At 60.3% G+C, this 12630-nt stretch carries 9 protein-coding genes; 5 read left to right on the top strand and 4 right to left on the bottom strand.

Annotation, left to right across the window (positions count from 1 at the left end):
• Positions 1–72: 72 nt before the first annotated feature.
• The 4 genes from OHL20_RS20345 (at position 73) to OHL20_RS20330 (ending at position 5032) form a co-directional block, all read left to right on the top strand.
• Positions 73–1179, top strand: coding sequence for a glycosyltransferase family 9 protein (locus OHL20_RS20345; RefSeq protein ID WP_263385134.1), 1107 nt, complete (start codon positions 73–75; stop codon positions 1177–1179).
• Positions 1180–1208: 29 nt separating this feature from the next.
• Positions 1209–2684, top strand: coding sequence for a bifunctional D-glycero-beta-D-manno-heptose-7-phosphate kinase/D-glycero-beta-D-manno-heptose 1-phosphate adenylyltransferase HldE (gene hldE, locus OHL20_RS20340; protein ID WP_263385133.1), 1476 nt, complete (start codon positions 1209–1211; stop codon positions 2682–2684).
• A gap of 104 nt (positions 2685–2788) precedes the next feature.
• Positions 2789–3769: an ADP-glyceromanno-heptose 6-epimerase gene (rfaD, locus tag OHL20_RS20335; RefSeq protein ID WP_263385132.1), complete on the top strand. Its 981-nt coding sequence runs from the start codon at positions 2789–2791 to the stop codon at positions 3767–3769.
• A 63-nt stretch (positions 3770–3832) separates the two neighbouring features.
• A complete protein-coding gene (locus OHL20_RS20330) occupies positions 3833–5032 on the top strand; it encodes an ATP-grasp domain-containing protein (RefSeq protein WP_263385131.1) in 1200 nt (399 codons plus the stop codon).
• Between the two features lie 161 nt (positions 5033–5193).
• On the opposite strand, the gene OHL20_RS20325 is transcribed toward OHL20_RS20330, so the two are convergent.
• The 3 genes from OHL20_RS20325 to OHL20_RS20315 are packed head-to-tail and all read right to left on the bottom strand — an operon-like array spanning position 5194 to position 11049.
• On the bottom strand, positions 5194–6648 hold the full coding sequence (locus OHL20_RS20325; protein WP_263385130.1) for an efflux transporter outer membrane subunit: 1455 nt from the start codon (positions 6646–6648) through the stop codon (positions 5194–5196).
• On the bottom strand, positions 6632–7894 hold the full coding sequence (locus OHL20_RS20320) for an efflux RND transporter periplasmic adaptor subunit (protein WP_263385129.1): 1263 nt from the start codon (positions 7892–7894) through the stop codon (positions 6632–6634). Before OHL20_RS20320 ends, OHL20_RS20325 begins: the two co-directional genes overlap by 17 nt.
• Positions 7891–11049, bottom strand: a complete 3159-nt coding sequence (locus OHL20_RS20315) for an efflux RND transporter permease subunit (RefSeq protein ID WP_263385128.1) — start codon at positions 11047–11049, stop codon at positions 7891–7893. The genes OHL20_RS20320 and OHL20_RS20315 overlap by 4 nt, the downstream gene beginning before the upstream one ends.
• Positions 11050–11165: 116 nt before the next feature.
• On the opposite strand from OHL20_RS20315, the gene OHL20_RS20310 reads away from it, so the two are divergent.
• Positions 11166–11462 carry an ArsR/SmtB family transcription factor gene (locus OHL20_RS20310; RefSeq protein ID WP_263385127.1) on the top strand — a complete coding sequence of 99 codons (297 nt, stop codon included), beginning with the start codon at positions 11166–11168 and terminating at the stop codon, positions 11460–11462.
• Between the two features lie 46 nt (positions 11463–11508).
• Here the strand turns inward: OHL20_RS20310 and OHL20_RS20305 are convergent, their stop codons facing one another.
• On the bottom strand, positions 11509–12618 hold the full coding sequence (locus OHL20_RS20305) for a glycoside hydrolase family 76 protein (protein ID WP_263385126.1): 1110 nt from the start codon (positions 12616–12618) through the stop codon (positions 11509–11511).
• Between the last annotated feature and the right edge of the window lie 12 nt (positions 12619–12630).

Raw genomic sequence — 12630 nt, 5'->3', positions numbered from 1 at the left:
GTGACGTTTCAGGGTTGGAAAGGACGGCATCCTCACGGTTGAATACCGGTGCATCGCGTAGACTTTAAGAACATGCCGCTTAGCGAAATTGACAAGAAATCTGTGACACGGGTTCTGATCTATCGACTTGGGAGTCTGGGAGATACGATCGTTGCGCTGCCGTCGCTGCGTTTGGTGGCGCGTGCGTTTCCGCAGGCTGAGCGGCGGATGCTGACGAACTTTCCAGTGAATGTGAAGGCTCCTCCTGCGGCGGCGATCCTTGAGAACTCGGGGCTGGTGCAGGATTATTTTCGCTATGCGGTGGGGACGCGGAGCCCGGTGGAGTTGCTGTCGCTGTGGTGGAAGCTGCTTCGATGGCGACCGCAGGTGATGGTGTATCTCGGGCCGAACCGTGGGGTGCAATCGGCGCTGCGGGATGTGAAGTTCTTCAAGCTGTGCGGGATCAGGACGGTGATTGGCGCTCCGGTGACGGAGGAGATGCAGCGGAACATGGTGGAGGCGGATGGGCTGCTTGAGCCGGAGGGAGCGCGGCTGGCGCGGAATGTGGCGGAGTTGGGAGACGCCCGGCTGGAGGATGCGGCGAGCTGGGATCTTGGGCTGACTCTGGGGGAGCGGGAGCGGGCGGCGTCATTTTTGGGCGAGGTTGGGGGGCGGCCGCTGATTGCGGTGAGTGTAGGGACGAAGGTGCAATCGAAGGACTGGGGGCAGGAGAACTGGCGGGCGCTCCTGGGGCGACTGGCAGGGCTGTATCCGGGCTATGCGCTGGCGCTGAACGGGGCTCCGGGGGAGAGTGCGGCGAGTGAGTTTGCGGCGGATGGCTGGCGGACGGTGGCGTCGCTGCAGGCTGATCCGGGGGCGGTGATCAATCTTTGTGGGAGGCTGACGCCACGGGAGAGTGCGGCGGCGTTTGCGCATGCTCGGGTGTTTGTGGGGCATGACAGCGGGCCGATGCACCTGGCTGCTACGGTGCAGACGCCGTGTGTGGCGATCTTTGCGGCGAGGAATATTCCGCGGGTGTGGTTTCCGATCGGGGCACAGCATCGGGTGATCTACCACGCGGTGGATTGTGCGGGGTGTGGGCTGGAGACGTGCATTGTGGAGAAGAAGAAGTGTCTGACCTCGGTGACGGTGGACGAGGTGCTGGCAGAGGTGCGGGCGGTTCTGGATCGGGTGGGATGAGATGATGGATAAGGATACTTCGAGGGACCATGCTGCCTGAATTACATTCGATTTTGAACCTGCTTGAGGGTGGGTTTGGCCAGATCAAAGTGTTGGTGGTGGGCGATATCATGCTGGATCGCTACATCCTTGGTGAGGTGGAGCGAATCTCGCCGGAGGCTCCAGTGCCGGTGATTCGCCATGCGCAGCGGTATGAGCGGCCGGGTGGCGCGGCGAATGTGGCGATGAACCTGGCGGGGCTTGGCTGCAAAGCCTTCCTGGCGGGGTTCTGGGGTGAGGACGGCGAGAAGGCGGAGCTGCAGGCGCTGCTGGACAAGGCCGGAGTTGATTCCGTGGGTGTGGTGAGCAGCTCGCTGCCGACGATCTCGAAGACGCGGATTGTGGGGCGCAATCAGCAGCTGCTGCGACTGGATATTGAGAGCCAGGAGGCAGTGCCGGAGGTTGAGGCGCAGCGGCTGATCGATCGCACGGTAGAGCTGGCGGGTAAGGTGCATGCAGTGATCCTGTCGGACTATGCGAAGGGCGCGCTGACGACGGCGCTGTGTGAGCAGGTGATCCGGGCGGCGCGGGCGGCGCGGGTGCCGATCCTGGCTGATCCGAAGACGCCGGATTTTGGGAAGTACTCGGGCGTGACGACGGTGTGTCCGAACCTGCATGAGCTGTCGGTGGCTACGGGGATTCCGGTGCATCGGACGGAGGAGATGCTGGCGGCGGCGCAACGGCTGATCGCGGAGCATGACATCGAGTTTCTAACGGTGACGATGAGCGAGAAGGGCATTCGCGTGTTGAGCCGGGATGGGGTGTATCACTCGCCGGCGCGGGCTCGCGAGGTGTTTGATGTTTCGGGTGCTGGCGATACGGTGATTGCGACGTTAGCCGCGAGCATGGCTGGCGGACTGCACATCCACACGGCGGTGGAGCTGGCGAACCTGGCGGCGGGTATTGTGGTGGGCAAGGTGGGGACTGTGCCGATTGCGCAGCATGAGTTGATTGCGGCACTAACGCCGAGCTCGGGTTTGAATTCTGGTGAGAAGGTGCTGGATCTGGAGCGCATCAAGGTGCGCGTGGCGGAGTGGCGGGCTTCGGGCGAGACGATCGTGTTTACGAATGGGTGCTTCGACCTGCTGCATGTGGGACACATTACGCTGCTGGAGGACTGTCGGCGGTTTGGCTCGAAGCTGGTGCTGGGGCTGAATACGGATATGTCGGTGAGCCGTTTGAAGGGGCCTTCGCGGCCGATTGTGGGGGAGAACGAGCGGGCGCGTGTGATGTCGGCGCTGGCTGCTGTGGATGCGGTGGTGCTGTTCGATGAGGAGACGCCGCTGGAGCTGATTCGGTCGCTGAAGCCGAATGTGCTGGTGAAGGGCGGGGATTACACGGTTGAGACCGTGGTGGGGCACGAGGATGTGATTGCTTCGGGGGGTCGGGTTGAGATCGTGCCTACGGTTGAAGGTTTTTCAACTACGAATATTGTGAAGAAGATGGTTGGTGCTGAAAAGGCTTAACACCGATCAGTGCGGATGACACCGATACGTGCAGCTCCTTTGGCTTCGCTCAGGATTACAGGTTTGATGATGGATCTTAACAAGTTCGCGATTGGAGATTTGAATTGATTATTGTTACGGGTGGTGCGGGTTTTATTGGTAGCAACCTGGTTCATGAGCTGAATGCGATTGGCGAGACGGACATTCTCGTGGTCGACAACCTGGAGCCAGCGGCGAACCTTTCGGGGCCTAAGTTTTTGAACCTGACAGGTGCCAAGTATGTGGACTACATGGACAAGCGGGAGTTTCGCGCGGCGCTGAATGCGGGCGACTTTGAGGAGCTTGAGGTGCGGGCGATCCTGCACCAGGGGGCTTGTTCGAACACCCTTGAGGATGACGGCCGCTACATGATGGACAACAACTTCACCTATACGAAGGAGCTGTTTCACTTTGCGATCGACCAGGAGATTCCGCTGGTGTACGCATCGACGGCGGCTACGTATGGGTTGAGCGAGACGTTCGCAGAGGTCGAGGAGAATGAGAAGCCGCTGAATGTGTACGGCTTCTCGAAGCTGGTGTTCGATAACTACTTTCGGCGGCTGATGCCTGAGGTGAAGAGCACGGTTGTGGGGCTGCGGTACTTCAACGTGTATGGACCGCGTGAGCAGCATAAAGGGCGGATGGCCAGTGTGATTCATCACTTTACAAAGCAGATGCGGGATACAGGCGTGATCCGGATGTTTGAGGGGTCGGGCGGTTATGCGGATGGCGAGCAGCGGCGAGACTTTGTTTTTGTGAAGGACCTGGCACGGATCAACATGTTCTTTGCGGGGCTGCTGCCGGATAGTCCCGAGGAGCCTGTGCAGGCGGTGGTGAATGCAGGGACGGGTGAGGCGCGGACGTTCAAGGCTGTGGCCGAGGCGCTGATCGCGGTGCATGGTCCGGCGAAGATTGAGTACATTCCGTTCCCGGGCGATCTGAAGAATCGGTATCAGCACTTTACCGAGGCTGATGTTGCGGGGCTTCGCGAGGCTGGGTATACGGCTCCGTTTACGTCGCTTGAGGATGGTGTGAAGCAGACGTTTGCGGAAGAACCGGTCAAGTAAGTTTGTGGCGAGCCCACGTCCGATGTTTCAGGCGTGGAGCACTCTTTTCAACATGAGGTGGGGATGAGTAAGCCGACGATTTTCTGCATCAGCACGTATGAGAAGGGGCAGGCGTTTTTGCGGGAGGTGCATCGGCAGGGGGCCGATGTGATCCTGCTGACGGTGGAGTCGCTACGCGATGCGGACTGGCCACGTGAGGAGCTGACGGAGCTGATCACGATGCCGGATAAGTTGACGCCAGAGCAGTTGCTGAACACGGTGATGTACCTGACGCGGTCACGGCGGATCGACCGGATTGTGGCGCTGGATGAGTTTGATCTTGAGTCGGCGGCGATGCTGCGGGAGCACCTGCGCTTGTCGGGGATGGGGCTCTCGGCTACGGCGTTCTTTCGCGACAAGCTGGCGATGCGGACACAGGCGAAGGCGGCGGGTGTGCCGGTCCCGGAGTTTACGGGTGTTTTCAATTACGACGATCTGCGGAGCTACATGGCAGCGGTGCCCGGGCCGTGGCTGCTGAAGCCGCGGACGAATGCGTCGGCCATCGGGATCAAGAATATCGTGACACCTGAAGATCTTTGGCGGGGGCTGGATACGCTCGGCGACCTGCAGAGCCACTACGTAATGGAGCGGTTTGTGAAGGGTGAGGTCTTCCATGTGGAGGGTGTGACGTGGGAGGGTAAGGTGCTGTTTGCCGCACCGCACCAGTATGGTCATCCGCCGATGCAGACGATGCACCAGGGCGGTGTGTTTACGACGCGAGCGCTGAGTCCCAAATCGGCTGATGCGAAGGGTTTGGTGGCTGCGCATCGCGAGGTGATCAAGGCGCTGGGAATGGTCTCGGGTGTGACGCATACGGAGTTCATCAAGTCTGCTGCGGATGGCAAGTTCTATTTTCTTGAGAGCGCTGCGCGGGTGGGTGGAGCGTACATTGCGGAGGTGGTGGAGGCTGCGACGGGGCTCAATCCATGGGTTGAGTGGGCACGGATCGAGGTGGCTGTGGCTCGGGGCGAGCAGTATAGTTTGCCGAAGTTGAAGGGTGGTTTTGCGGGGAGTGTGATCTGCCTGGCGCGGCAGGAGCACCCTGATACGGGGGCGTACCAGGATGCGGAGATCGTGCACCGCTTGCAGAAGCATCACCATGCGGGCTTGATCGTGCGGTCAGACTCAGCAGAGCGGGTTGAGGAGTTGGTGGGCTCGTATGGGGTGCGGTTTCTGGACCAGTTTTGTGCGGTGGAGCCGGTGCCGGATAAGCCTACGGCTTAGTGTTGAAAGTCTGTTGCGCATACGAGTGCTGTGCCGCAACGAATCGTTGTGTAAAGAAGACCGTAGGTCCTTCGATTGCGCGTCTCGCAAACAGCCGCGAGACGCTTCGCTCAGGATGACAGTGTTCTACGGGTTGTTCATGACGGTTACTTAGTTGGGGGCTACTGCCAGCCTCCGCCTAGAGCGGCGTAGAGTTCGACGAGGGATGCGGCTTCCTGCTCCTGTGCCTGGGCCAGTGTGAGTTGTGCGTCGTAGAGGTCGGTGTCTGTGGTGAGGACTTCGAGGTAGCTGGTGTTGCCGCCGGAGTAGCGGAGGCGGGCGAGGCGGACGGCGTCTGCGGCGGAGGTGACCTGGGCGGTCTTGGCTTCGCGGCGTTCGCGGGTTTCCTTGTAGGAGACGAGGGAGTTTGAGACGTCTTTGAGGGCGTTGAGGATGGTCTTCTTGTAGTCGAGGAGCATCTCCTGCTGCTCGGCCTGGGAGAGGTGATAGTTGCTGCGAATGCGGCCGCCATCGAAGATGGGCTCGGAGAACGATGCGGCGGCGTACCAGTAGGCGTTCTTGCCGGAGAAGACGGATTGCAGCTGATTGCTGGCGGAACCGCCGAGGCTGGTGAGCGAGATATTGGGGAAGAACTGTGCCTTGGCGACACCGATGCGCGCGTTGGCAGCGATGAGCTTTGCTTCGGCCTGCTGGATGTCGGGGCGGCGCTCGAGAAGCTGCGACGGTACACCGACGGGGATCTCCTGCGGATGGGGCTGCTGATCGACGGACAGGCCGCGATCGACGGCGTCAGGATTGCGACCGAGGAGGATGCTGATGGTGTTCTCCTCAATGGCGATCTGGCGGCGGATGTCGGGGAGGTTGGCGCGGGCGGCGTGGAGGAGTTCTTCGGCTTGCCGGGTGTCGGCCAGTGAGCCTGCGCCGTACTGCTCGAGCGAGGTGACTAGCTTGAGGGAGTCTTCGCGTGCCTTGATGGTGTTGCCGGTGATCTGTAGCTGGGCGTCGAGGCTGCGGAGCTGGAAGTAGGCCTGGGCTACGCCTTCGACGATGGCGGAGCGGGTGGCTTTGCGGGCCCACTCGGTGGCGAGGAGGTCGGCTCGGGCGGCCTCGGATTGACGACGGTAGAGGCCCCAGAAGTCGAGGTTCCATGCACTGGAGGCGTTGAAGCCGCCGCCATCGAAGTAGGAGGCTCCGGGGGTGCCGTTGGCGTTTTTACTGGCGAAGGAGGAGGGGACCTGCAGGGCGGAGAAGCTGCCGCCTGCGCTGACGGAGGGTAGCTGCTGTGACCGGTTGATGCCGACCTGCGCTTGCGCCTGGAGTACGCGCTGGGCGGCGATGCGGAGGTCGAGGTTGTTCTGGAGAGCTTCAGTGACGAGGCGCTGGAGAGTCTTATCTTCGAAGACCGTGGACCACTGCTGGTCGGCGAGGGTCGAGGTTGGGGTGGCGGTGGTGACGTCGGGGGCGAGGGCTCCGCGATAGGCCTGCGGGGCTACGGCTGTTGGGCGGACGTAGTTGGGACCGACGTTGCAGCCGAGGACGATCCATGTAAGAAGACCGGCGATGAGGGCTGGGATGATTTTGTTCGGAGTGGGGAGATGCTCAGCGTACGTCGACATGTTCACCCTCGCTTAGGAGATCGTTGGGGCTGGCGACTAACTGTTCCTGACCCTGGATGCCGCTTAGAACCTCGACTTCTTTGCCCATGTCCTTGCCGATCTTGACGGGCAGGAAGTGGACGGTGTGGTCGGCGTTGATGACGACGACGTGCATGCCGCTGCGGTCGACAACGAGGGAACTGGTCGGGATGATGAGGGACGTGCGCTGCTGGGGCAGGGTGAACTTGACCTGGGCGTACATGCCGGGGAGAAGGGAACCGTCGCGATTGTCTACCTGAACCTCGGTGAGCATGGTGCGGGCGGCGTCGTTGAGTGCTCCGGCGTTGCGGGTGACGGTGCCGGTGTAGGCACGGCCGAGGCGCTCCTTGACGTCGACGGAGGCCTTCTGGCCATCCTTGATGTTGACGGCTTCGGATTGGGGGACGTCGACCTGGATGCGGAGGGTGCCGCTCTGCGCGATGCTGAAGAGTGGCTTGCCGGCGGAGGCGCTGCCGGTGGTGATGAGATCGCCGCGCTCGATGTTGCGCTCGGTGATGACGCCGTCGAAGGGTGCGACGATGTGCTCAAAGCCCTGCATCTGGAGGAGGCGCGAGACGTTGGCGCGGTTGGCGGTGATGTTGGCTGTGGCGGCGGTGATGTTGGCGGCGGCGGCGGAGACGTCGGCGAGGCGCGCGTTGTGAAGCTGGACGGCGCTGTCGACGATCTGCTGGGAGATGGCGTGCTGTTCGCCGAGGGGAACGTCACGCTCTTTGGTGAGACGTGTGAGTTCGGCGTTGGCTTTGGCCTGCTCGAGGCCTGCCTTGGCTTGTTCGAGTGCGGCTTCGGATTGGGCGAGGGTGGCGCGGGCCTGGAGCAGCTGCTGGTCGACTTCGGGTGCGGAGATGATGGCGAGGATCTGACCTGCGCGGACATTGGCCCCGATGTCCACGTTGCGACGCTCGAGGTAGCCTTCGACGCGGGCGTAGAGGTTGGCGGTGTAAAGAGGGACGATGTTGCCGGGGAGTTGAAGCTCCGACGTGGGCTCGCCCTGCGTTGCGTGGATGAGCGTGACGACGGGATGGGTGGCGGGCGCTTCGCGGACGGCGGCGAGAGCTTCATGCTGGCGGGCGATGCGCGGGAAGATGCCAATGGCGATGAGCACGAGGAGTACCAGCACGGCGCCGGTGATTCTTACGAGGGTGCTGGAGGTTCCCTTGGCAGACTGTGTGGCGTGCTGGACGGGGGCGGTTTCGGTTTGCTGGCTCATGCTGCCTCCTGTTGCGTGCTGGAGTTTCTTCCGTGGATCAGGGTGAACATCAAGGGGACGAAGAAGAGAGTAGCGAAGGTGGCTACGGCGAGACCGCCGATGACGGCGCGGGCTAACGGAGCGTTCTGCTCGCCGCCCTCACCGACGCCGAGCGCCATGGGGAGCATGCCGATGATCATGGCGAAGGCCGTCATGATGATGGGTCGGAGGCGGGTGTAACCGGCGGTGACTGCGGCTTCGAGCGGTGCCATGCCCTGGGCGCGAAGTTCGTTGGCGAAGGTGACGAGGAGGATCGAGTTTGCGGTGGCTACACCGATGGACATGATCGCTCCCATGAGGCTGGGGACGTTGAAGGTGGTCTGGGTAAGGAAGAGCGCCCAGACGACTCCGCAGAAGGCACCGGGGAGGGCGCAGATGATGATGAAGGGATCGAGCCAGCTTTGATAGTTCACGACCATCAGGAGGTAGACGAGAAGGGCTGCAAAGGCTAGACCGAGACCGAGGCGGTTGAAGGCCTCGTTCATGCTTTCGACCTGACCGCGAATGACTATTTTTGTGCCGGGCGGGAGGTTGACACTCTCTTCCTGAACGATGCGGTTGATCTTTGTGGCGATGGAGCCGAGGTCGCTATCCTGCGTGTTGGCGAAGATATCGAAGACGGGTGCGCCGTTGTGATGATTGATGACGACGGGCAGGACGGCGGGCGTGAGCGTGGCCATGTTGCCGAGCATCTCGGTGCGGTTGCTGATGGTGTGGATGGGGATGGGCGTGTTTTGGAGGGCGTTGATGGAGTCGAGTCTGTACTGCGGTGTCTGGACGGCGACGGAGTAGGTGATGCCCATCTTCGGATCGAGCCAGAAGTTTGGCTGGACGGCGGCGCTGGAGCTAAGGGAGATGTAGAGGCTGTTGGCCACGTCCTGCTGGGTGAGGCCGAACTGTGCGGCGCGGGTGCGGTCGACGTCGAGGTGGAGGTCGGGTGCGTCGACGACCTGGTGCATGTGGACGTCGACTGTGCCGGGCACGGTGGCGAGGCGTTCGCGGAGGTGGCGGGCTATGTCGTAGTTGGCGGGATCGTAGCCCTGCACCTGGACGTCGATGGGTGCGGGGAGGCCAAAGTTGAGGATCTGCGTGACCATGTCGGCGGGCTGAAAGAAGAAGGTGAGGTCGGGGAACTGCTGCTGCAGTTGCGACCGTAGCTGCTTCACGTACTCCTGTGTGGGGCCGTGGTGCTTGGCGTTGAGGGCAATGAGGACTTCGCCGTCGGCGCTACTGATGGTTGCACCATCTCCGAAGGCGTAGTTGAAGGTCTCGGGGGTGAGACCAATGTTGTCCATGATGAGTTCGGTCTCATCGGCGGGGATGGTGCTGCGGATCTTCTCTTCGACCTGGCTGAAGAGGACCTTGGTGGTCTCGATGCGTGTGCCGGGTTTGGCGCGAATGTGCAGCTTGATCTGACCACCGTCCACGGAGGGGAAGAAGTCTCGCCCTACGAAGGGAAGCAGGACGAAGGCGGTTGACATGATGAGTATGGAGGCGATGAGGGCTGGCTTTTTGTTGTCGAGTAGAGTCTGGAGGGAGTGGGTATAGCGGTCCTGCACCCAGGTGTAGCCCTGGTTGAAGCGGTCGTTGATGCGTCCGAAGATGCCGCGCTTTGTGTGGCTGGCTTCGCCGGAGTGGTCCTCTGCGCCTAGGAAGAAGTTGACCAGGACCGGGACCAGCGTGCGGGAGAGGACGTAGGACGCGAGCATGGCGAAGACCACGGCGAGTGCCATGGGGGTGAAGAGATATTTTGCTGGTCCGGTGAGGAAGACGACGGAGACGAAGACGATGCAGATGGTGAGCGTCGAGACGAGCGTTGGGGTGGCGATCTCGGATGCACCGATGAGGACGGCCTCCCGGAGCGGCTGCTTGCCCATGTGGCGGTGGATGTTTTCGATGGTGACGGTGGCGTCGTCTACAAGGATGCCGATGGCGAGTGCGAGACCGCCGAGCGTCATGGTGTTCATCGTTTCGCCGATGGCACTGAGCACGATGATGGAGCTGAGGATCGAGAGCGGGATGGAGATGGCGATGATGAGGGTGCTCCGCCAGCTTCCGAGAAAGAGCAGGATCATGAGCGCGGTGAGGCTGGCGGCGATGACTCCTTCTCGAAGGACACCGACGATCGAGGCTTTGACGAAGATGGACTGGTCGAAGAGTTCAGTGATCTTCAGGCCCTTGGGTGCAGCGGCACGGGATGCGGGGAGGACCTCGTTCTTGATCTGGTTGACGATGTCGAGAGTCGATACCGAACCTGTCTTCATGATGGCCAGAAGGGCAGCGGGTTTGCCGTTGGCGCGGGCTACATTCTGCTGGACGGACCAGCCGTCGCGGACGTGGGCAACATCGCGCATGTAGACGAGCGAACCCTTGACTGTCTTGATCGGAACGTCGTTGAGCATGAGCGCGTCAACGGGGCTGGAGTTGGTGCTGACGGTGTATTCGCGGGTGTCGACCTTTGCGGTGCCGGAGGGAAGGGTCACGTTCTGTGCCTGGACGGCAGCGGCTACATCGGACGGCGTCAAGCCTTTTGCGAGGAGCGCGTTCTGATCGAGGTCGACCATAATCTGGCGGGCTACACCGCCGTAGGGTGTCGGCAGCAACGTGCCGGGGACCTTGGTGAGTTGCTGGCGTACGCGGAAGAGACCGTAGTCATAGATCTCCGACTCGGACAGGGTATCGCTTGAGAGGGAGAGCTGGATGACGGGAACGGTGGAGGCACTAAATCTTAGAATCCATGGTGGGTTAACGCCGGGTGGCATCCGGAAGCGGATGGAATTAACGGCCGCATCGACCTGCGACATGGCTGCGTCTATATGTACCTGTGGCTGGAACGATATCTTGATGACGCTGGCACCGCTGGTGGTCTGGGAGTCGATGGATTTTACGTCGTTGACGACGGCCATGACGAACTCGCTGAAGGTGGTGACGCGCTGCTCCATCTCCTTTGCGGGAAGACCGGAGTAGGACCAGATGACGGTGACCACGGGTATGTCGATATTGGGGAAGATGTCGGTGGGGGTGGTGGCGATCGACGAGAAGCCCAGCACGAGGATGAGGATGGCCGCGACGATGAAGGTATAGGGGCGATCAAGCGCAAGTCGTACAATCCACATATCGAGTCTCCGTCCGTACAACCTTTTTGGGTGTCGTGACTATTTAGATGAGCATCGATATAGTTGGATTCACGTCTTTGCAAAGAATGCCCTGTTTGGTGGATTTAGCGTCTGACATGTCTATGAAGCGGATTACCGATGGTGAAGTGGCGCAGATAGGCAAGGCTCTCGGTGATCCTAATCGGTTAGCTATCTACACGCAGATTGCTCAGCACGAGGAGTTGTTCTGCGGCGAGATGCACGCGAAGCATACGATCTCACAGGCCACGCTCTCTCATCATTTAAAGGTGCTGACGGAGCTTGGTTTGATTACCTCGCGGAAGGAAGGACTGAACGTCTTCTATCGAACGATGCCTGCGCGATTGGAAGCGTATCTCGCCTATCTTGGCGGAATTACTGCTGACCCTAAGTAAGCGTTATTAGCGTTGTGTCTGTGATCAAGTTGGTTGCACTTAGGGCTTACTTCTTTGGGACAGCGTGAGAGCGATGATTTGAACCGGAGGCGGCTACTAACGTGTCGAGTGCAGAGCTTTGACTTCCTGCATCGCCGGCGTCGAAGGGACCAGACCATACCTGACCAAATTGATGATTTGGTCCCTGTGATTTCATCAAAATGCTTTGTGCATTGACGTCGAAGAAGACCTGGTAGCGGGGATCTGGATAGGTGTTCTGGAGAGCCTCAAGATTGCGTGTAAAAATGCCTTTGAACTGTATCCCGTCTTCTCCACATTTTGGCTCGCAGGTATCGTGGAGCACACCGTCGGCATCGGTAAGGTGGAGAAGGGTCGCCTGTGCTATAAAGCCGGCAGTTTTGTGCAGGGTGGGATCGGGAGCTATACGATTCAATTCGACAAGACCACCTACGATCACTCCCTGGTTATAGGACCAAGTGGTTTTCAGGTTGTTCTTGCAGGAGGCGGTGACCAGGCCATCGTTGACCAGATGGTCAGCGTTGATCATGCCTGTATTCGCGAACCATTGCCATTCTTTTTTTGCCCATGCGGTGTACTGGACGCGCTCTTCGCTCGCGTGAGCGCGTGCTGCCAGATGAGCGGCTACGGAGAGGAATAGCTCGTTGGCGATAGCGTTCTTGTAAGTCTTGTCCTTGCTCCACCAAATACCGCCGTTACAGGTGTCATCCCAGCCTTTAGTCATGTCGGCGAAGATGGAGGCGGCCATGGTGAGATAGCGCTCATCCTTGGTGAGATCGTAGGCGTCGATCCAGGCGAGAGCCCACCACCCTTCATCGTCATAGTAGGTATTTAGAAATCCGCTGTACCTGGTCTGTGCTTTTTGCAGGGTGTTGGCGAGGTTTGGAAGATAGTCCCGATTGTGGCTTGCTCTCATGTAGTCGATCACTACGGTGGTAGCGTTCGCGGAGTTCCACCAGCCGATTCCCTGGTAGAGGCCGGTATCTTGAACGTACCAGGCTTGCAGTGCTGCTATGCCTTGTTTGGTCTCGCGGGGGTAGTCGGATTTATTCTCCAGGGTCCCAGATTCTTGCAGTGCTAAACAAGGTGCGGTGCAGAGTAGTACGGAGAGAAGAGAACCTATGAGTCTGGTCAGCATTTGTTCCTCTTG

The sequence above is a fragment of the Granulicella arctica genome, from assembly GCF_025685605.1.
GTDB lineage: Bacteria > Acidobacteriota > Terriglobia > Terriglobales > Acidobacteriaceae > Edaphobacter > Edaphobacter arcticus.
Note: the sequence above shows the minus strand (reverse complement) of the source record. Positions and strands in the feature narration are given on the sequence as shown.